Genomic DNA, 21,583 nt, shown 5'->3' with positions numbered 1-21,583 from the left:
ACAAATGGCAATTATTTTATTGTACTATTACTTGTTCTAAAAATTGGAAAAATAGATATGTATATTTTTTTCAAAATATATTCATAAAATATCCAAAGAAAAAATGAGATAGGTAAAATATAAAGAAATATAGTTTTAATATCATACCTAAAAATATGTATTCTTGTATCTGTAATTCTAAATAGAATATCAAAATCTGGCACCATACTTGAGATTACAATTGCAGAAATAGATATATTTTCCCATTTGTGTTTAACCCAAAGCAAATATCCAGGATGTGCAAAAGTAAAAGGCATTATAAAAAATAATAAAATTTAACGTTTATGATAAAAGGCTAAAATACTAAAATTACTGAATATCTACCAAAATAGATTTATCTTTGCAATTCAAATATAGTTTATGAAGCAGAATATTATTATCTTATTTGTATTGATTATCAGTGCGTGTACGCCAAAAATCAATACACAACAATCTACAACAGCAGAAAATACACTAACAAAGAATGAAGGAACTCAAATAGTGCCACCACCACCATCTGCTCCAAATCCTGAAACTACACAAAATCCAAATACAACAGCAACAAACAACAACAAGGATGTACCAAAATTACCATTGGACAAAACGGTAACATACGGTACATTACCAAACGGATTAAAATATTATATAAAACAAAATAGCAAACCAGAAAACAGAGTTGAATTTAGATTGGCTGTAAATGCTGGATCAAACCAAGAAGATGATAACCAAAGAGGTTTAGCACACTTTTTAGAGCACATGGCTTTTAACGGAAGTAAAAATTTCAAGAAAAATGATTTAGTAAATTTCTTAGAAGGCGTTGGCGTAAAATTTGGTGCACACTTAAATGCCTATACATCTTTTGATGAAACTGTGTATATGTTACAACTTCCAACAGACAAGAAAGAAGTATTAGACAAAGGTTTATTAGTTTTAGAAGATTGGGCATCTGGCTTAAACTTTGACAGCCTTGAAATAGAAAAAGAAAGAGGCGTTGTAGTATCAGAATGGCGCTCTGGACTTGGACCAAATATGCGTATGTTGTATAAATTCTTACCTACATACTATTATCAATCAAGGTATGCTGAAAGATTGCCAATTGGTGACACAACTATTCTAAAAAATTGTGCTCACGAAAGATTAAAATCATTCTACAAAGATTGGTACAGACCAGATTTGATGGCAATAATGATTGTTGGCGATGTTAATGTAGAAGAAATGGAAGCAGAGATAAAAAGTAGGTTTTCAGATCTAAAAAACCCACAATATGAAAGACCAAAAATTGAATATGAATTACCAAAACATAAAAATACATTGGTAAACATTTCTACTGATAATGAAGCAACAAACACACAAGCTTATGTTGTATACAAACACGACAAACAAGACCAATCTACACTGGATGGTTATGCTACTTACATCATGAACCAATTAATCAATAGCATGATGAGTAATAGATTGATGGAATTAACACAAAAAGCTGATGCACCATTTATCCAAGCATTTGGTAGTTATGACGAGGAAACAAGAAAAATGATGCGTTCTCTAATTTCATTTTTATGAAAAAAGATAAATACAAAGAAGCATTAACATCTATTCTTGAAGAAAATAGAAGAGTACAACAATATGGTTTTACAGCATCTGAATTAGATAGAGCAAAAATTGAAGTACTTAAAAATCTTGAAAATGCATTAAAAGAAAAAGACAAAACAGAATCAAGAAGTTTAATTACAGAATATGTATCACACTTTTTAAAAGGCACATCAGCACCTGGAATTGAAGCAGAATATACAATTGCAAAAATGATAATGCCAAACATTACAACAAAATTCATCAATGAATTAGCACAATCATATATTACTAAAGAAAATAGAGTAATTATCATTACTGCACCAACAACTGAGAAAGATAAATTACCAACAGAAAATGAAATATTACAAATAGTAAATACTATTGATAATAAAAACACTACACCATATGTAGACAATGTGTTTACATAACCATTGATTAGCAAAGAATTGAAAGGCACAAATATTATTAGTAAAATTGTAGACAATAAATTCAACATTACAACATATACACTTGGAAATGGTGCTACTGTAAAAGTAAAAAACACAGATTTTAAAAATGATGAAATATTATTTTCAGCATACAGTCCAGGCGGAACATCATTATATGATGATGCACAATTTATGAGTGCAGATTACTCAAATGCAATAGTTTCAGAATCTGGTATATCAAATTTTGATAAAATGACATTGCAAAAAATGTTAGTTGGCAAATCTGTAGGCTTATCACCATATATTGATGACTTAGATGAAGGTTTCCAAGGCAATGCAACACCAGAAGATTTAGAAACTATGTTACAGTTACTGTATTTACATCAAACAGAACCAAGAAAATCAGTAAATGATTTTAATACTTTTATGCAACAACAACATGCAATCTATGATAACTTATACCATAATCCACAATACTATTTTTATAAAAAATATCAAGATGTAATGTTTAAAAATAACATTAGAAAAGGAATGCCAACTAAAGAAAAACTAGACATGGTAAACTTAGATAATGCTATAAAATACTACCAAGAAAGATTTAATGATGCTTCTGATTTTACATATTACTTTGTAGGTAATACATCAAAAGTTGATGTGGAAAGTTTGATAAAAAAATACATTGGTTCTATTCCAGCTTACAACAAAAAAGAAACGTGGAAAGATGTGAACGTTCAAAAGCCAATAGGAAATATAGTATCTAATACAGAAATGGGCGCAACTCCAAAAACATTTGTAGGCATCCAAATTCATGGCGATATCAAATACACAGAAGAAGAAATCATCAAATACAATATAATGTCTAAAGTTTTAAGTATTTCACTTAGAGAATCATTAAGAGAAGACAAAGGTGGTGTTTATGGTGTAAGTGTGCAAAATGCTAGCTCAAAATATCCAAAAGAAAAATACGCAATCAATATTATGTTTAATGCTGATCCACCAAAAACTAAAGAATTAATTGATGCTGTAAAAGAAGAAATTAGTTTATTAATAAAAAATGGTACAACAGAAGAAAAATTAAACAAAGTAAAAGAAACTTTAAGAAAAGAACACGAAACTGATATTAAAGAAAATGCATATTGGTTAGGCGAAATGATTTATGCAACAAAATACAAATCAAGTCTTGATGAAATAAATAATTATATTTCAAACGTAGATAAAGTAACACTTGAAGATATAAAACTTGCAGCATCAAAATATTTAAGCACTGATAATTTTATTCAAGTAACATTAGAACCTAAAAAAGAATAATATGATTGCTTACAATCCAAAGGATTGGTTCACTTTTATATTTAGATTACATAAATCAGATACCGTTCGTCGTTTAGCATGGATGATGTTATTTATTGGTATTTATTCATTTATTGTATCCTACATTGAGTTGCATATATTAGATATAGAAAAAGACTCAAAACTAGGAAACGTATCATTGATATATTCAATGCTTGGATTTGTAATATCATTTCTTTTAGTATTTAGAACAAACACAGCATACGAAAGATGGAGCGAAGGTAGGAAACTATGGGGACAATTAATTAATTGTTCCCGAAACTTCGCTATGCAAATCAATGCATTTATACCAGACCAAAAAGATTATAAAATGAAATATGCTGCACTAATTCCATTTTATGCACAAAGTTTAATGAAACATTTAAGAGAAGAGAATATCATTGAAACAATAGACGAGAATCATATTATCACAAGAAATGATTTTAAATTTATAACAAACCATCACGCACCAAACCAAGTAGCTAAACAAATATTTTTATTAACACAAGAATTATATCAAAACAAATCATTCAATGATACACAGTTTTTTGTTTTAAATAATGAAATCAAACAATTGACAGAAATATGTGGTGGTTGCGAAAGAATCAAAAACACACCTATTCCATTTTCATATTCATTATTTCTAAAGAAATTTATATTTTTTTATATTATGTTTATGCCATTTGCTTATGTTGTTTCATTGAGTTATGTTGTTATTCCAATCACTGTTTTTGTGTTTTATATTCTTGTAAGTATTGAAATTATAGCAGAAGAAATAGAAAATCCATTTGGTACTGATGATAATGACTTACCACTCGAAAAGCTATCAAACAATATACAGCTTACTGTAACTGAAATTTTAAGCTAATTTTTAATTTTATTGTTTAAAAACAAAAAAATATATTGTAAATTGCAGTATAACTATCTTATACTTCATGCATAAATTACATATTTATTATATATTTTTATTGTTAATAATTATACAATCATGTGCTTCTTCATCAAAAATAAAAGATGGCAACACAGCATATGATTACAAACAATACGAAAATGCAAGCACCTTACTTCAAAAAGATTTTGACAAAGCAAAATCAAATGAAAACAAAATAGACATTGCTAAGAAAATCATTTCTAGCTACCAATACACACAAAACAAAGCAAAGGCATTAGAGTGGAGCAAAACACTATACAATCTAAATCCAGAGCAATATGCAAGCACATTGTTGCAAGCATACAAAGACGATGAACAATATCAAAATGCATTAGATTTTATTCAAGAACATACAAAAAACTACAAAAATACAACAAGTAGCTATAAAAATGAGATTGAAAAATTAGGAAAAATAATTGCAGAAGCTAAACAAGCAACATTCAGAACACAAAATCTTACTGCAATAAATTCTCAAGTATCAGACTATGGTGCATTTTTATTAAATGATGAACTATATTTTACTAGCCACAATCAATCAGAAAAAGACAATTTTACTGGCGATGGATTTGCACAAGCATATGTTGCAACAAAACAAAATGATAGTACATTCAACAATATTCAAAAATTTCAGATAGAAAATTTTCCTTACCATTTTGCACAAATTGTATTTAATAAAGATAAAACAGAAGCATTTTTTACTCAATGTGGCTCAAATGAAAAAGCTACAAACGATTATTGTAAAATATATACTTCAAATTTTTTCAATGCAAGTTGGACCAAGCCAGAAAAATTATCATTTATAAATGATTCTACTGATGAAGCACAACCATTTTTATCGCCAAGTGGAAATGAATTATATTTTACTGCAAATGCAAAAGATGGTTATGGTGGCAGTGATATTTACATATCAAAAAGAAATACAAATGGTAGATTTTCGCAAGCATACAATCTTGGTTCAAAAATAAATACAAGTGCCAATGAAGCATTTGCAACACTTACCTCAGATACTACAATTTATTTTTCTTCAGATAGAAAAAATGGCATTGGTGCATTAGATGTTTATCAAACAATAAAAAGTGGCAATACATTTTCGACACCAGTTTTGTTAGATTATCCAATCAACACAGGCGCTGATGACTTCTACTATTTACCAACAAGCAACAATGCATTTTATATTTCTTCCAACAGAAATGAAAGCAAAGGAAAAGACGATATATTTTTTATCCAAAAAACAATTGCGCCAGAACCAATTAAACCGAATCCACCAGTATATCAATTACATGTGACTGTTGTAGAAAATGTTTATGAAAAAGAAAACGACCCAAATTCTAAAATCATTTCAACAAAAGCAGTAAAAGATGCAAATGTATTTTTACCATTGCCAATTGGAAATGGCACACAAACTACTGATGCAAACGGTGTATTGGATAAGTTAATTTTTTACAAAACAAAATTCAAGTATAAAGTATCTAAAGAAAACTATTTAACTAGTGAATCATCTGTGAATATAGAAAACATTGATGCAAAAGATGGTGACACAATAAATATCAACCAAACAATATTATTGCAAAAAATTTCTAAAAACGTAGAAATTACTTTAGATAATATTTACTACGATTACAATAAAGCAAACATTAGAGCAGATGCAAAAGCAAATTTAGACACATTAATATATATTCTTAATGAGAATCCAAGTATAAAAATTGAATTAGCATCTCATACAGATTGTAGAGGAACAGCAACCTACAACGAACAACTATCTCAAAAAAGAGCTGAAAGTGTAGTAAATTATCTAATAGAAAAAGGCATTAGCAAAGATAGATTAATTGCAAAAGGATATGGAGAAAATGCATTATTAGAAAAATGTGAGTGTACAAAATGCACTGAAGAGCAACATCAAAAAAATAGAAGAACAACATTTAAAATAACTGAATAATGAACAAAATTTCCTTACTAGTTTTATTGCTTGTCTTATTATTTTCTTGTAAAAAAGAATCTATTAATACACAAAACAATACTAACAATCCAATTGACACAACTACAAATCCTATAGATACAACAGTTATTCCAATAGATACTACTAACCATAGTATTGACTCAATAAACAATGTATTTTATAGTAAAAAATACAACCAAGTATGTTTTTTAATGACACACAATGCTATGAATAATACTGAGAAAGGCTATTGGTTTCCAAATCAAACGCATAGTATTACTAAACAACTTAACGATGGAGTACGTGGTTTAATGATAGATACTTACAATGGTAATGATGGAAATGCAATCACATATCATGGTGTAGAGTTTGCAGGAAGCCAAAAATTAGTAGATGTGCTAAAAGAAGTATTGGTGTTTTTGAGCAACAATCCAAAAGAAATTGTAACTATAATTTTTGAAAACCAAGGAAGCAATGATCAATTAATCAAAGCTATACAAGATGCGTATTTGGAAGAATATACATACGTACACAATGGCACATGGAAAACTTTAAAAGAAATGATAGATGCCAATCAAAGATTGGTATTATTTGCTGAATTTAATAAAACACCATCAGCTAATTATTTACATTATGCATGGTCTACAATTTTTGATACAAAATATGAATATAAGAATGTAAATCAGTTTGACTGTGATGTAAACAGAGGCAGCAACAATGGTACAAATTCATTATTCTTAATCAACCATTGGTTAGGCAATATTTTTGGTGTACCAGAGAAAAAATTTGCATATCAAGCAAATACACGTGAAGTATTATCAAAAAGAGTAAATGAATGTACTGCAGCTAATAATCATTTTTTAAATTTCTTAGGAATAGATTTTTATGAAATTGGTGCTGCAAAAGCTATTGTAGACTCAATAAACTACACACCTAATTAATTTCATTTAATACTTTTTCTATTACACTATATATTTTTTCAAGCTCTTCTTTTTGAATGCAATATGGTGGCATAATATATACTGTATTACCAAGTGGACGAAGCAACACACCTTCGTTTAAAAATTTTATATATAATTTTTGCTTTATATTGTCAAAGTAATTTTCATATTCACTATTCACTTCAAAAGCCACAATAGTTCCAGTTCTTCTGATATTTTTTACAATTGGATTGTTTGATAATGACAATAAAAAATCATTTTGCAATTTACATAATGCATGTATCCTATCTTGATATGTGCTCAACAAATCTATTGAAGCACAAGCGGCAGCACAACTTATAGGATTTGCTGTATATGAATGCCCATGAAAAAAAGTTTTCATTTTGTCTTCTGAATAAAATGCATCATATATTGCTGTATTACAAATTGTAACACCTAATGGCAAAAATCCACCAGTTATACCTTTTGACAAACAAATTATATCTATTGGCTGGTTTAAATATTCTATTGCAAAATTCTTTCCAGTTCTTCCAAATCCAGTCATTACTTCATCAGCTATGCAAATAACTTCATGTTGTTGAGCAATTGCAATCAATAAATCAAGGTACTTAGCATCATACATTTGCATACCAGCTGAACCTAATATCAATGGCTCAAAAATGAAACATACTACATCATTTGTGCTCACTTGTGTTGTAAATAAGTCAATTACTTTATCAATATTATCATGAGTTGGAATCGGAATTTTTATAACTTCAAACAACCAATTATCAAATGCAGTAAAGAAAGCAGATTTACCAACAGACATGGCACCAAATGTATCACCATGATACGCATTTTCAAATGCAATAATTTTTGTTTTTTTTATTCCTTTGTTGTGCCAGTATTGTATTGCCATTTTTAGTGCAACTTCTACTGATGTAGAACCATTGTCAGAGAAGAATACTTTATCAAAATTATTAGGTAAAATATCAATTAACTTTGATGCTAATTTACAAGCTGGCTCATGTGTAAATCCAGCAAAAATGGTATGTTCTAGTTTTTGTGTTTGTGCAAAAATTGCTGCAGCAATAGTCTCATTACAATGTCCAAATAAATTTACCCACCACGAAGAAATAGCATCAATATATATTTTGTTATCAATATCAAACAGCAAAGTATCTTTTCCAGATACTATTCCAATAGTCTTTTTATCTATTGCATGTTGTGTAAATGGATGCCAAATATGTTCATCTGATGCTATCCAATTCATATTATATTTCTAAATTTTTGTGCTGAATTCTTTATAAAATCGAAATCTATATTTTCTACTACATCTACCCTACCTAATTTTGCGAAATCATATTGTTGTTCAATAAATTGTTCAGATTCTGAATGATCATTTCCAACATAAATCACACCAAGTAAATATATATTTTTTTGTTTAATATATTCTAATATAGCTAACGTGTGATTGATACTACCTAAATAATGCTTTACAACTAATATAATTGGCAAATTAAAATGTAGAACAAAATCTGCGTTGGTAAAATAATTTCCCAGAGGCGACAACAAGCCACCAGCACCTTCAATAATTAAATTATCTTGAGTTGTTGGAATTTCAAATTCTTCAATTAAAATATTCTTTTGTTCTTGTATTGCTGCAAAGTGTGGCGAACATGCATTTTTTAGATTGTATGTAGATGGAAATTGTATTTGCGATGAATTATATTTTTTTACAAAATCAGCATCAGTTTGCTCTAAACTTCCAGCTTGCACTGGCTTCCAATAATTTGCTGATAGTGCATTGCACAAAATTGCACTCACAACAGTTTTGCCTATATCAGTATGAATGCCAGTAATAAAAAGTTGTTTCATTATTTTGCAAAATACTAAAAATACAGTTCATCAAAAAAACAAAATAATTTAGTTTATTTTTGACATAATTTAGTTCGGAAAATCATACATTTATAGAATAACTACAATCATGGAAAGAAGAAATTTTTTAAAGTTTATTGGTGCAAGCACAGCAATATCTTTATTTGAAAAATCTTATGCAAAAGAAAAAATTAGTACACATTGCAACAAGAAATTATATAACATAAACTACAAAGGAATTTTACCAACAGATGAAGATGCTGTTGTATTGAGTGAAGAATTAAAATATCATAAAATCATTAGCTGGAAAGATGCCATTTCTGATAAAGATTATTTTGGTTTTAATAATGATTATTTATGTTTTTTCTCAACAAACAAAAATGGCACAGAAGGATTACTTTGGGTAAATAATGAGTATGTAGAAAGATTTTTTATACATGACAAAACAAAAGAAAACATCACTATTGATGAAATAAATTTAGAAATGTATAATGTTGGTGGTAGCATTATTAAAATAAAGCAAGATAAAAAATCTAAAAAGTGGCAACTTGTCTATAATGATGCGTACAACAGACGAATAAATGCACATACAGAAATTCCATTTGCCAATAATGTAGAAATAAAAGGCAAAAAAGTGGCTATGGGTACTTTGGCAAATTGTGCTGGTGGACGAACACCTTGGAATACACTTTTAACTTGTGAAGAAAATTATGATGCCAATTATGGTGAAAATTACTACACAGATAATATTCCAAAATTTAAACCAAGTAGTTTAGGTTGGGAAAAATTCTACAACAATCCAACTGAACATTATGGCTGGGTAGTTGAAATTGATGTATTTACTGGAAATGCAAAAAAGCACACTGCATTAGGTAGAATGTCACACGAATGTGCAACCACACATTTAACAGCTGATGGAAGATGCGTAGTGTACACTGGAGATGATGCCAATAATGAACATTTGTATAAATTCATTTCAGACAAACCTAATAGTTTAGACGAAGGCAAACTATATGTAGCTGATTTAGAAAATAAAAAATGGAAATTATTAGATATTAATGCTGATGAAAAATTAAAAAATACATTTGCAAATAATATTGAAATGCTAATTAGAACTAGAGAAGCTGCAAAAATTGTTGGTGCCACACCATTAGACAGACCAGAAGATATAGAAATACATCCATATACAAAAGAAATATTTGTTACGCTTACAAATAATATTGAAAAAGAAAACTATTATGGCTCAATCTTAAAAATTAAAGAGAAAAATAATGACTTTCTATCTTTAGATTTTGACTATGAATATTTTTTAACTGGTGGCGACGAAACTGGATTTGCATGCCCAGACAACTTAGCATTTGATAAAAAAGGAAATTTATGGTTCACATCAGATATTAGTGGATCTAAAATTGGTAAAGCACCGTACCAAAAATTTAAAAACAATGGTTTGTTTTTTGTTCCAATAGATGGCAAAAATAAAGGAAAAGCAATTCAAATTGCATCAGCACCAAACAATGCAGAATTTACTGGCCCATATTTTAGTGAAGATGATGAAACCTTATTTTTAAGTGTGCAACATCCTGGAGAATTTAGCAAAGACAAGAAAAAACTTATCAGCAATTGGCCAGATGGTGGTGGAAGCATTCCAAAATCAAGTGTTATTGCAATCCAATTAGTCTAATAATTATATTCTATTTCTTTTTAATTGACTATCTCTAGTATGTCTTTGTATCGCTAAATCGATTAATTTTTCTATTAATAGATGATAAGCTAATCCAGATTTTTCCCATAGTTTTGGATACATACTCACAGAAGTAAAGCCAGGCAATGTATTTGGTTCATTAATAATTACGTCATCATCTTCTGTTAAAAACACATCAACCCTACTCAAACCTTCAATACCTAATGCTTGATATGCTTTTATTGCTGTTTGTCTAATTTTTTCAATCTGTGTATCCGTAAGATTTTGTGCTGGAATATGCAATTGTGCGGCAGTATCATTAATATATTTATTTTCAAAATCATAAATTCCAAAATTCATGATAATTTCGCCTACAGTACTTGCTTCAACTAATTCGTTGCCTAGTACAGCACATTCAATTTCTCTACCAACTACACCTTTTTCAACTAAAACTTTGTTATCAAATCTAAATGCCAATTGAATAGCATCATTAAATTCTTGTTCATTAGTTACTTTAGTTACACCAACAGAAGAACCCATGTTACAAGGTTTTATAAATAACACATCACCTAATTCTTGAGCTAATTGTTTGTAGTCTATATTATTTATTTGATGTTTGTATAATGTTACGCCTTTTGCATGCCCAATGCCAGCATCACGCAATATTTTTTTAGTAAAATCTTTATCCATACTTACTGCAGATGCCAAAACGCTTGGCCCAACAAATGGAACATCTAAATGTATAAGTATGCCTTGCAAAGAACCATCTTCTCCATTTGGTCCATGTGTAATTGGGAAAACAGCATCTAATTTTGGCAAATATTGTTGCGTTTTTATAATGTAAATAGCTTTCTCTCTGTTACCAAATATTACACTTATTATGTTATTATCTTTTCCAATAATGCACTTTTCATCAAGTAAATTTTCAGCATTTTCCAAATACCATTGACCATCAGATGCAATGCCAATCAAACTGACATCAAACTTTTCTTTATCTATGGCTTTAAAAATATTTCTTGCTGATATAATTGACACTTCATGTTCTGGAGATTTACCACCGAATAAAATTGCTATATGTTGTTTGCTCATGTATATTTAATAATTGTACAAAAATATAAATATTCCGATTCAATAATAACTTATACACAATTTATTAAGATTTTTTTGCTAAAAAACACAACTTAAATCAATATATTTGAAGAATAATTTAGAATAAATATGTCAAAGTATTTTTTGAATATTTTTTATGCATCGATATCTGGAGTAGCATTGTTATTTTTTACCATTTTTTTCTTAAGATGGTACACTATGCATGGTGAAAGTATTAAAGTACCAAACATTGAGAATAAGTCATTTTTTGAAGCAAAGAAAATATTAGAAAACAATAATTTAGAGTTGTTTGTAATTGATTCAACCTTTGAGCCTAAAAAAACACCAATGTCAGTGTTGTATCAAAATCCAATTGAAGGTGCCGATGTAAAAAAAGGAAGAAAAATATACATTACATTAAATGCGGCTGCACCACCAAGTGTAAAAATACCTGAGATAATAGATAATTCGAGAAGACAAGCCGAAATTATTTTAACAAGTTGGGGAATAAATATTGGAAATATTATTTACACACCAGATTTGGCAAAAGAAGCTGTACTTGGCATTAGATACAAAAACCAAGATGTAAAACCAGGAAAAATAATACCTAAAGGAAGTACAATAGATTTAATTTTGGGTGATGGTATTGGAACTGTAATTACTGAAGTACCACCATTAGTTGGACTTACAGTACTTGAAGCCATAGCTGTATTGGATGCAGTACATATAAATGTAGGCGAAAAAATAGCTGATGGTCCAATTGATGATACTATGAATGCCTATATTTTCAACCAAGACCCAATGTTTGGTAGTGTAGGTAAATTAAATGAAGGTAATTCTGTTAAGTTATATATTACATCAAAACCTGTAGATTTTGTGCAACCTTAATCAAACTAAAGCTATCTATATCATATAACTACATGAAATTACTTATCTCAAACATACTGCTACTATTTTATTTTTTAAGCATAAATGCACAAGAAGCATTAACACCATTGTTTAAAAATCCTTCTATAAATTCCAATACAAATCAAAAATATCTTAAAGAAAAAAGCAATAAAAGAACTACTGCGCTAAGTCTTCCATTTATTGAAGATTTTTACCAAGATGGTGTGTATCCTGATGCAACAAAATGGCAAGATAATTTTGCATATATCAATCAAACATTTCCAATAGCACCTATTTCTATTGGCGTAGCAACATTTGATGGACTAAATCCAGCTGGACAAGCATATAGCTTAATAACAACTGCTGTAGGTGATGCTGACAAACTCACTTCGCAAGCAATAGATTTAAGTGGCTTAACTGCAACAGATAAAGTATTGATGAGCTTTTTCTATGCTTATAAAACGTTAGGAGAAGAACCAGATATTAATATAGATTATTTTAGATTAGAATTTTTGGATGAATATAACAACTGGCAAAGAGTTTGGCAAAAGACAACAGTATTAAATGATTCATCAGATGTTTTTAAACAAATATTTATAAAAATAGATACGCCTTTTTACATTCAAATTTTCAATTTAGATATATTAATCATGGAAATTTGGCTGGATTGAATGACATTTGGGCAGTAGACTACATTAGGATTGACAAAAACAGAGATTCAATATTTGATAGTAATATTAATGATATGGCATTTCAATATCCATCACCTAGTTTATTGAAAAGATATTACGCTATGCCTTTTTCCCATTTTGATTCAACTCATGTAAAAGATAGCCTTACCTTAAGTATTAAAAATAATTTTATAAATCCTACAACAGATATTGCTGATAAATATGTTGCAGAAATTACAAATGACAACAATAATATTGCAAATTACTTTGGGCCATCTAGAGATTACCTGCCATTAACTACAAATATTGAAAAATATCCATTATTTCCTATACCCACAACTTATTCTGATGATACTGTAATATTGGAAGTAAACTATAGCTACGAAGTTTCAGCAGAAGATTTGAGCAATACAACAATTATTAAAAACAATAGTCTAAAACACAAGCAAATATTCTCTAATTATTTTGCCTATGATGATGGTACACCAGAGCGTGGATATTGGGTTACTGGTTCTGATGATTACAGATTGGCAGTTGGATATAATCTTTCGCATGCTGATACGTTGAGAGCAATAAAAATGCAGTTTACACCTATAAAATCTGATATTAATGCAGCATTATTTAGTATAGTAGTTTGGAAGAAAATAGAATTAGGTACAAATACTGAAGAAATCATTTATCAACATGATAATTTGACAATGGCTGATTTAGTTAAAGAATATGGCTACGACACTATCAATGGTTTTTTATATTATAATATCAGAGAAGACTTTATTACAGACAATAATTATGATTTTCCATTAGTACTAGAAGATTCATTTTATGTTGGATTAATTGTATATAATAAAAATACACTTACTGTTGGTTTTGACATGAATAATAACAAAAAAGAATACAATTATTACATGCATACAAAAGTTGGAAGCGCAACTGCTTTCAAATGGTTTCAATCTGACTTCAGTGGAACTATGATAATCAATCCTATTTTGGGTAAAGCATTGGAAGGATATATCACTAGTATAAACAACCATAAAAAGTACAATATAAAAATATATCCAAATCCTGCAAAGAAATATATACATCTATCTGGAATAACCAATGAATCACAAATTGATATTTTTGATTTGAATGGCTCAATTATTCAATCTTTTAGAACAACCCAAGATAGAATTATAAATATTGAAAACCTTTTGCCTGCAATGTATGTTATACATGCAAGAAATATTGTTACAAATGAATCTGGTTCACTAAAATTTATAAAAACTAATGAATAATGAAGATAAAGTAGTATTGTTTGATGGTGTATGTAATTTTTGCCAAGCATCAGTGCAATTTATCATTAAACATGACAAATCAAATTCGCTAAAGTTTGCTTCGTTACAATCTGATATTGGCAAAACACTTATAGCTCAATATAATATTCCAGCAACTGTTGACAGCATTGTATTTATTAAAGACAATAAAGCATTTATAAAATCAGATGCAGCTTTGGAAATAGCAGGTTTCTTTGAATTTCCATTTTATATTTTAAAGTACTTCAAGATTGTACCAGTTGCAATACGCAACTTTGTATATGATATTATTGCAAGAAATAGATATAATTGGTTTGGCAAGCAAGATGCTTGTATGTTGCCATCACCAGAAGTAAGTGCAAGATTTTTAGATGCAAAATAAAAATCAAGGCACTGGATCGTAGCCACTTCCGCCCCAAGGATGACACGAGAGAATGCGTTTTGCAGACAGATATCCACCTTTAAAAATTCCGTATTTATTCAATGCTTCTAATGCATATTTTGAGCATGTTGGCTGATATCTGCACTTGCCTTGTCCTAATGATGGTGAAATTACAATTCTATAAAAAAGAACTATTAAAATAAATGGGTAAGTAATTATTTTTAATAAAATATTTTTATTCATTATCTTATAGATCTTATTCTACTTAAGGTTTCTTGTTTTATGCCCAAATACGATGCAATGTATTTTAATGGCACTCTATTCAACAGCTCAGGATTTCCTTCAACAAAAAGCTTGTATCTTTCCTCTGCGCTTAAAAATAATACATTATATGAATGATGTAAAAAATGAGAGTAATATCTTTGCACCAACAATCTACCCATTCTCTCTAGTTGAATATCAGTTGTATATACTTCTTCCATTTTACTATAAGTTGTATGTAATGTAATAGTATCTTCTAATGCTTCATAAGTATTATAATTATTATTTTTTGTAAAAATATGATAAACTGGCATGAAAAAATTATTTTCAGGTAATAACCAGGTGGTTATCTCCTTTTCTTCTTTTACATAGTATATCCTAACTAAGCCAGAAATGATAAATGAAACTTTATCAATATTTGCTTTTTCTGATATTATTATATCTTTTTTGGAATGATGTTCTAGTTCAAAATAATCTACAAACTTTCTTAACAACTGAGAATCTACATCAATTTGCGTACTTATGTAATTAAATAATTTACTCCTTGCGGTTTGTACATCTATCATATTATTCATTATTAAAGATACAGCTATAAAACAAAAAAAGTTTCAGCAAAAGCTGAAACTTAATATTACATTAATACATATTACATTGTATTATTAGCTTTTTACAATTTTCTCTTTAATTCTAGATGCTTTACCTTTTAATTCTCTGATATAGAAAATTTTGGCTCTTCTTACTTTACCAACTTTGTTTACTTCTACTTTATCAATATTTGGAGAAAAGTATGGGAAAATTCTTTCAACACCTACACCATTAGAAATTTTTCTAACTGTAAATGTTTTATTTACACCAGTTCCTTTTTCTTGAATTACGTCTCCTCTAAAAATCTGGATACGCTCTTTGTTTCCTTCTTTAATTTTATAGTGCACACTAACGTTATCTCCTGCTTTAAATTTTGGATGCTCTACATTAGCTACTAAACTTTTTTCTAATTCTTTAACCTTACTCATGACAAAAAATATTTATTTCGGTGTGCAAAGATATAATAATATTTTTAAAAAAAGAAATTATTTATTCAATTTCATAGTCATTTAACAAGTCAGGTCTTCTCATTTTTGTTTTTTTCGATACTTTTTCATATCTCCACTCTTCTATTTTCCTTTCATTGCCTGATAAAAGTATTTCTGGAACTTGCCAACCATTATAATTTGCTGGTCTGGTGTACACTGGTGGCGCCAATAAATTGTCTTGAAATGAATCTGTTAATGCACTTGTTTCATCGTTCAAAACACCTGGAATTATTCTTCCTATGGCATCAACAATTACAGCAGCAGGAATTTCTCCGCCAGATAAAACATAATCTCCAATAGATATCTCTTTTGTTACAATATGTTCTCTCAGTCTTTCATCAATTCCCTTATAATGTCCACAAATAATGATTAAATTATTCTTTAATGACAATTGATTGGCAGTTTTTTGCTCAAATCGTTCTCCATCTGGTGTTGTATAGATAATTTCGTCGTAAGTTCTCTCTTTTTGTAAATGCTCAATACAATTTAGGATAGGTTCTATCATCATAACCATGCCTGCGCCACCACCAAACTGATAATCATCTATTTGCTTTTGCTTATGGTTAGTATAATCTCTGATATTATGCAAATGAACTTCTAGAATGTTTTTCTTAGTTGCTCTTTGTAATATTGAATGTTCAAAGAAACTTTGAAGTAAGTTTGGTACTGCACTTAGTATATCTATTCTCATTGCAGAAATGTTTGTAAATAATTCTCAGGTAAATGTAGTACAATTCGTTTTATGTTATCATCTATATTTTCAATAAAATTTTCATTGATTGGAATTAATATTTCTTGGTTTTTAACCAAAATATTGAGTAATTGTTGTTGAGGAAGTTCTATTTTCTCTATTACTTTGCCTAAAAAATCAGTTCCATTATAAACAACATATCCAACTAAGCCAACTGATAATTTTTGCTGAATTGGTTTCAATTGAGACATATCAACAAAAATATCTTTACCTACTAATTCTTGGGCTTGTTCTTTGGTATCTACTTCTTCAAATTTAAGATAATATACATTTGCATCATCATCCAATTCATCAATAAAATATGGTAAATTATCTATAAAAAAGTGCTTGTAGGTATTTATATCATCAGCATAAATAGATTCTATACTTATTTTAAGATTTCCTTTAAATCCATGTGTTTTTAGTACTTTCCCAATTTTGACGAATTCTTTTTTCATAGTATATAAAAAATCCCGACCAAAAAAATGATCGGGACTTAAAATTAAATAATATAAATATTATTCTGCGTTTTCAGCTGGAGTTTCGTTGTTCTCTGTAGATACATTTTCTACTACTTCTTCTGTTGCAGTATTTTCTACTTCTTCAGTATTTTCAGCCACTTCTTCTTCAACTACTTTTTTTACTTTACCTTTAGCTTTTACAGCAATATCGTGTTTAGCTTTTTTGTCTGCATCTGCTTTTGCTTTGTGAGCAGCTACTTTACCTTCTTTACCATCTAACCATGCATTGAATTTAGCTTCTACTTCGTCTGCACCAAATAGACCTAATTTAACACCACGTAGTAAGTGATTTTTGTAAGCAGCACCTTTGTATTTCAAAATTGCTTTTACTGTGTCTGATGGTTCAGCACCAGCTTGCATCCATTTTACAGCTTTATCAATATCTAAATTGATAGTTGCTGGAATAGATGTTGGGTTGTAAGTTCCAATTTGTTCGATGAATCTACCATCTCTTTTTGCTCTGCTATCAGCTGCTACAATTTTGTAGAATGGCTGACCTTTTGAGCCGTGTCTTTGTAATCTTAATCTTGTTGCCATAAAAATGTTTTTTTTTGTTTTTAATTTGCTTTTGCTAAAAAATTAGCGATGCAGTTTTAAACTTTGAGGTGCAAAGATAATACTTTATATTGTGAAAAATAACTATTTAGATTAAAAAATTATTTACTCAGCACAGTATGATATCCAAAATTAATACTTCAGCTAAAAATCATGAGTTAAATTATTATATTCTTATTACATTTGTAAAAATTAACCACTGATATTTATTTTTAATGAGAGACAGATACATTGATTTAATTGAACAAACTTATTATTTCCCACAAGATGGTTTTGAAATACAAGACAACTGGCTCAATTTTCACAAAATTGATTTAAAACAGATAATTGAAACACATGGTGCTCCATTAAAAATCACTTATTTACCAAAGATAGGTGACAATATTAATAGAGCAAGAAGATGGTTTTATGAAGCATTTGAAAGTATTGGTTACAATGGTCATTACTACTATTGTTATTGTACAAAGAGCAATCACTTTTCATTTGTATTAGATGAAGTTTTAAAAAACAATGCACACTTAGAAACATCATCAAACTATGATATCAATTTAATTAGAGCATTGTATAAAAAAGAGAAAATTGATAAAAAAATAAGAATTATTTGCAATGGTTTTAAACCAAAACAATACGCTGATTCTATTATTGGTTTAATTGAAGATGGATACACCAATGTAACGCCTGTTTTAGATAATATGGATGAGTGGGAATTCTTTAAAAATGTGAAAGAAAATATCAATATTGGTGTAAGAATGGCTGCGGAAGAAGAGCCAAACTATCAGTTTTATACTTCAAGATTAGGCATTAGACAACGTGACATGATTCCGTTTTATATTGAAAAAATAAAACCTCATGAAAATATCAGTTTAAAAATGTTACATTTTTTCATTGATTCTGGTATCAAAGACAGTGCATACTATTGGAGTGAGCTAAACAAATGCTTAAATATGTATGTTGAGCTTAAGCAAGTTTGCCCAGAATTGAATAGTATAAATATTGGTGGTGGCATGCCTATTAGGTATTCATTAGGTTCAAAATATGATTATGCCTATCTAATCGAAGAAATTGTCACAAAGATCAAAACTTTTTGTGATGATGCAGAAATAGATCATCCAAATATATATACTGAATTTGGAAACTTTACTGTTGGTGAAAGTGCTTGTAATATTTTTGAAGTAATTGGGCAGAAGAAACAAAATGACTCAGAACTTTGGTATATGATTAATGGCTCATTAATGACTACAGTTCCAGATGCTTGGGGCATGAACCAACGCTTTATATTGCTACCTATAAACAATTGGAACCAAGCATATCAGCGAACAATAATTGGAGGTTTAAGTTGTGATGTGAGTGACTATTACAACTCTGAAGTACACATCAACCAAGTGTATATGCCAAAAATAATTGGTGATCAAAAGTTATATATTGGATTTTTCCATACAGGCGCATATCAAGATTCTTTGAGTGGCTATGGTGGCACAAAACATTGTTTAATTCCTTCCCCTAAACATCTTATCATTGATAAAGATGCCAATGGTAAATTTATTTACAATGTATTTGCTGATGAGCAATCTGCTGAAAGTATGTTAAAAGTATTAGGCTATTAATATTTGGAAAAGTAATTAATTCCAAAAATAATTATTGGCTTTAATTTGCATTTAAAATTACATATTTTATATATGATTAAATTAAATATATATCAAATATATGCATTTACCAACAAATTATTTGGCGGAAATCCTGCTGCTGTAGTTCCGTTAGAAAATTGGATAGATGAAAAGATGATGCAACAAATTGCAGCAGAAAACAATTTATCTGAAACAGCATTTTTTGTAAAAAACAATGATATTTTTGAAATAAGATGGTTTACGCCTACTGTAGAAATTGAACTTTGTGGACACGCAACTTTAGCAAGTGCATATGTAATATTCAATTTTTTAAAGTATACAAATGATATCATTACATTCAATTGTAAAGTTGGAGAATTAGTTGTCAGAAAAGAAAAAAACAACTTTATTACTTTAAATTTTCCAAGTGATATTGGGCAACCAACATCAATAAATGAAGTATTTAATAAGATATTTAACAATGATTGGATTGAAGTACAAGAAGCAAGAACAAAATATTTGGTAGAATTAGATTCTGAGGAAATGGTACAAAATTTTATACCAGATTTTGATATTATCAAGCAACTGCCCAAACAGCTAATTATTACTGCAAAAGGAAATGATGTAGATTTTGTATCTAGATTTTTTGCTCCAAATTTTGGTGTAAATGAAGACCCAGTTACTGGCTCAGCACATTGTGTTCTTGTTCCATATTGGGCAAACAAATTACAAAAAAATGAATTAAATGCTATTCAACTATCAAATAGAAAAGGATATCTAGCTTGTAAATTTTTGAATGATAGAATTGAAATGAGTGGCGAAGCTGTTTGTTATTTAACTGGACAAATTCAAATTGATTAATCAAATGATTGATTGCTTTGCTCAGATAACTGCAATACAGTTTCATATTGTTCTGGTGTAAGGTCATTAAAGAAGAAACCTATTGGATTTATTTTTGTTCCATTTTTCCATACTTCATAATGCAAATGTGGTCCTGTACTTTTGCCTGTACTACCAACTAATGCTATAGTTTCGCCTCTTTTTATTTGCTGACCAACACTTACTAAAATTTTACTATTGTGTGCGTATAATGTGTGGTAACCATAGCCATGATTGATTAAAACTTTGTTTCCATATCCATCACCTTGTGATGCTGCAATTTCTACCACACCATCTCCTGTTGCATAAACTGGTGTGCCTATTGGTGCTGAGAAATCTAAGCCTGCATGAAATCTTGTCGTTTTATACACTGGATCTATTCTATATCCAAAACCTGATGCCATTCTTTTTAAATCTTTGTTGGCAACTGGTTGTATTGCAGGAACTGATGATAGTAATTGTTCTTTCTGTGTAATTAGCTTAGTTAATTCTTTATATGATTTTGACTGCACATATACCTTTTGCTCTAATGACGCTAATTTCTCAAATATATTTGATATTACTTTTCCTTCTGGTACATTTTTGAGTTCAGCATATGCGTTGTTTCTATCTATTTGTTTTTGTCTTAATTCATTTGGTATTGGCTCAGCTTCAAATATTACTCTATAAATATTATCATCTTTTTTGCTTAAATCATTGATTACATTATTCAAAACATCAATCCTTTTTTCAAGAATAATATATCTATCAGAAATTTCTTTTACTTTCTGGCTATCATTTTTTTCTTCTGGTGTATCAAACGTGCTGTAGCCAAGTACCATTGCTAAAAAACCAAAAAAGAACGCAGAAGTAAAGAAACCAGCAACTCTAAGAATTTTCTGTCCAATCGAAACTTTGTATTTTTCGTATCTAAGTGTTTTTGAGTTATAATAATAACGCTCTTTCTTCATT

Annotated in this window: 24 protein-coding genes; 13 read left to right on the top strand and 11 right to left on the bottom strand. The window is 29.1% G+C overall.

The features are described 5' to 3' along the window. Positions 1 to 11 precede the first annotated feature (11 nt). Positions 12 to 296, bottom strand: a complete 285-nt coding sequence (locus IPK18_12950) for a DUF4184 family protein (GenBank protein ID QQR97727.1) — start codon at positions 294 to 296, stop codon at positions 12 to 14. 103 nt (positions 297 to 399) lie between these two features. Between IPK18_12950 and IPK18_12945 the strand changes: the two genes are divergently transcribed. The 6 genes from IPK18_12945 to IPK18_12920 all read left to right on the top strand — a co-directional run bounded on the left by IPK18_12945 (position 400) and on the right by IPK18_12920 (position 7,149). Continuing rightward, on the top strand, positions 400 to 1,578 hold the full coding sequence (locus tag IPK18_12945; protein QQR97726.1) for an insulinase family protein: 1,179 nt from the start codon (positions 400 to 402) through the stop codon (positions 1,576 to 1,578). Then, complete coding sequence (locus tag IPK18_12940) at positions 1,575 to 2,015, top strand: hypothetical protein (protein ID QQR97725.1); 441 nt, start codon at positions 1,575 to 1,577, stop codon at positions 2,013 to 2,015. Before IPK18_12945 ends, IPK18_12940 begins: the two co-directional genes overlap by 4 nt. A 3-nt stretch (positions 2,016 to 2,018) precedes the next feature. Then, the gene (locus tag IPK18_12935) at positions 2,019 to 3,323 is read left to right on the top strand and encodes an insulinase family protein (GenBank protein ID QQR97724.1); all 1,305 of its coding nucleotides are present in this window, start codon (positions 2,019 to 2,021) and stop codon (positions 3,321 to 3,323) included. Between the two features lies 1 nt (position 3,324). After that, positions 3,325 to 4,209 carry a hypothetical protein gene (locus IPK18_12930; protein ID QQR97723.1) on the top strand — a complete coding sequence of 295 codons (885 nt, stop codon included), beginning with the start codon at positions 3,325 to 3,327 and terminating at the stop codon, positions 4,207 to 4,209. 67 nt (positions 4,210 to 4,276) lie between these two features. After that, complete coding sequence (locus IPK18_12925) at positions 4,277 to 6,208, top strand: OmpA family protein (protein ID QQR97722.1); 1,932 nt, start codon at positions 4,277 to 4,279, stop codon at positions 6,206 to 6,208. Continuing rightward, positions 6,208 to 7,149, top strand: a complete 942-nt coding sequence (locus IPK18_12920; GenBank protein ID QQR97721.1) for a phosphatidylinositol-specific phospholipase C domain-containing protein — start codon at positions 6,208 to 6,210, stop codon at positions 7,147 to 7,149. Before IPK18_12925 ends, IPK18_12920 begins: the two co-directional genes overlap by 1 nt. Here IPK18_12920 and bioA read toward each other — a convergent pair. Both bioA and bioD read right to left on the bottom strand, forming a co-directional pair. Continuing rightward, on the bottom strand, positions 7,142 to 8,401 hold the full coding sequence (gene bioA, locus IPK18_12915; protein QQR97720.1) for an adenosylmethionine--8-amino-7-oxononanoate transaminase: 1,260 nt from the start codon (positions 8,399 to 8,401) through the stop codon (positions 7,142 to 7,144). The genes IPK18_12920 and bioA overlap by 8 nt on opposite strands. Beyond that, positions 8,398 to 9,006, bottom strand: a complete 609-nt coding sequence (gene bioD, locus IPK18_12910; protein ID QQR97719.1) for a dethiobiotin synthase — start codon at positions 9,004 to 9,006, stop codon at positions 8,398 to 8,400. Before bioD ends, bioA begins: the two co-directional genes overlap by 4 nt. Before the next feature lie 109 nt (positions 9,007 to 9,115). On the opposite strand from bioD, the gene IPK18_12905 reads away from it, so the two are divergent. Next, positions 9,116 to 10,687 (top strand): DUF839 domain-containing protein, encoded by a 1,572-nt coding sequence (locus IPK18_12905; protein QQR97718.1) that lies wholly within the window; start codon positions 9,116 to 9,118, stop codon positions 10,685 to 10,687. Between the two features lie 3 nt (positions 10,688 to 10,690). On the opposite strand, the gene ddlA is transcribed toward IPK18_12905, so the two are convergent. Further along, positions 10,691 to 11,776: a D-alanine--D-alanine ligase gene (gene ddlA / locus IPK18_12900; protein QQR97717.1), complete on the bottom strand. Its 1,086-nt coding sequence runs from the start codon at positions 11,774 to 11,776 to the stop codon at positions 10,691 to 10,693. 129 nt (positions 11,777 to 11,905) lie between these two features. Here ddlA and IPK18_12895 point away from each other — a divergent pair, with 129 nt between their 5' ends. Genes IPK18_12895 through IPK18_12880 form a run of 4 tightly spaced genes read left to right on the top strand, consistent with a single transcriptional unit; the run spans position 11,906 to position 15,009 of the window. Next, entirely contained in the window at positions 11,906 to 12,664 is a 759-nt protein-coding gene (locus IPK18_12895) for a PASTA domain-containing protein (GenBank protein ID QQR97716.1), read from the top strand. A gap of 32 nt (positions 12,665 to 12,696) precedes the next feature. Next, on the top strand, positions 12,697 to 13,335 hold the full coding sequence (locus tag IPK18_12890; GenBank protein ID QQR97715.1) for a hypothetical protein: 639 nt from the start codon (positions 12,697 to 12,699) through the stop codon (positions 13,333 to 13,335). Continuing rightward, positions 13,323 to 14,609 carry a T9SS type A sorting domain-containing protein gene (locus IPK18_12885; protein ID QQR97714.1) on the top strand — a complete coding sequence of 429 codons (1,287 nt, stop codon included), beginning with the start codon at positions 13,323 to 13,325 and terminating at the stop codon, positions 14,607 to 14,609. The genes IPK18_12890 and IPK18_12885 overlap by 13 nt, the downstream gene beginning before the upstream one ends. Continuing rightward, complete coding sequence (locus IPK18_12880) at positions 14,602 to 15,009, top strand: DUF393 domain-containing protein (protein ID QQR97713.1); 408 nt, start codon at positions 14,602 to 14,604, stop codon at positions 15,007 to 15,009. Before IPK18_12885 ends, IPK18_12880 begins: the two co-directional genes overlap by 8 nt. A 3-nt stretch (positions 15,010 to 15,012) precedes the next feature. On the opposite strand, the gene yidD is transcribed toward IPK18_12880, so the two are convergent. The 6 genes from yidD to rpsP form a co-directional block, all read right to left on the bottom strand. Continuing rightward, on the bottom strand, positions 15,013 to 15,252 hold the full coding sequence (gene yidD / locus IPK18_12875; GenBank protein ID QQR97712.1) for a membrane protein insertion efficiency factor YidD: 240 nt from the start codon (positions 15,250 to 15,252) through the stop codon (positions 15,013 to 15,015). Continuing rightward, positions 15,252 to 15,836, bottom strand: coding sequence for a Crp/Fnr family transcriptional regulator (locus tag IPK18_12870; protein ID QQR97711.1), 585 nt, complete (start codon positions 15,834 to 15,836; stop codon positions 15,252 to 15,254). The genes yidD and IPK18_12870 overlap by 1 nt, the downstream gene beginning before the upstream one ends. Before the next feature lie 93 nt (positions 15,837 to 15,929). Then, complete coding sequence (rplS, locus tag IPK18_12865) at positions 15,930 to 16,283, bottom strand: 50S ribosomal protein L19 (protein ID QQR97710.1); 354 nt, start codon at positions 16,281 to 16,283, stop codon at positions 15,930 to 15,932. 61 nt (positions 16,284 to 16,344) lie between these two features. Next, positions 16,345 to 17,034 carry a tRNA (guanosine(37)-N1)-methyltransferase TrmD gene (gene trmD / locus IPK18_12860; GenBank protein QQR97709.1) on the bottom strand — a complete coding sequence of 230 codons (690 nt, stop codon included), beginning with the start codon at positions 17,032 to 17,034 and terminating at the stop codon, positions 16,345 to 16,347. Next, positions 17,031 to 17,531, bottom strand: a complete 501-nt coding sequence (gene rimM, locus IPK18_12855) for a 16S rRNA processing protein RimM (GenBank protein QQR97708.1) — start codon at positions 17,529 to 17,531, stop codon at positions 17,031 to 17,033. The genes trmD and rimM overlap by 4 nt, the downstream gene beginning before the upstream one ends. 60 nt (positions 17,532 to 17,591) lie before the next feature. Continuing rightward, a complete protein-coding gene (gene rpsP / locus IPK18_12850; protein ID QQR97707.1) occupies positions 17,592 to 18,131 on the bottom strand; it encodes a 30S ribosomal protein S16 in 540 nt (179 codons plus the stop codon). Positions 18,132 to 18,364: 233 nt separating this feature from the next. On the opposite strand from rpsP, the gene IPK18_12845 reads away from it, so the two are divergent. Together IPK18_12845 and IPK18_12840 are read left to right on the top strand one after the other, a co-directional pair. Beyond that, complete coding sequence (locus IPK18_12845) at positions 18,365 to 19,753, top strand: arginine decarboxylase (GenBank protein ID QQR97706.1); 1,389 nt, start codon at positions 18,365 to 18,367, stop codon at positions 19,751 to 19,753. Between the two features lie 75 nt (positions 19,754 to 19,828). Next, the gene (locus IPK18_12840) at positions 19,829 to 20,614 is read left to right on the top strand and encodes a PhzF family phenazine biosynthesis protein (protein QQR99354.1); all 786 of its coding nucleotides are present in this window, start codon (positions 19,829 to 19,831) and stop codon (positions 20,612 to 20,614) included. Here IPK18_12840 and IPK18_12835 read toward each other — a convergent pair. Next, positions 20,611 to 21,582: a peptidoglycan DD-metalloendopeptidase family protein gene (locus tag IPK18_12835; protein QQR97705.1), complete on the bottom strand. Its 972-nt coding sequence runs from the start codon at positions 21,580 to 21,582 to the stop codon at positions 20,611 to 20,613. The two genes, IPK18_12840 and IPK18_12835, sit on opposite strands and share 4 nt — an antisense overlap. Position 21,583 lies beyond the last annotated feature (1 nt).

Source organism: Sphingobacteriales bacterium (assembly GCA_016699615.1).
In the GTDB taxonomy this organism is placed as follows: Bacteria; Bacteroidota; Bacteroidia; order Chitinophagales; family JADIYW01; genus JADJSS01.
The sequence above is the reverse complement of the archived record's forward strand: the minus strand, read 5'-3'. Positions and strand labels throughout refer to the sequence as shown.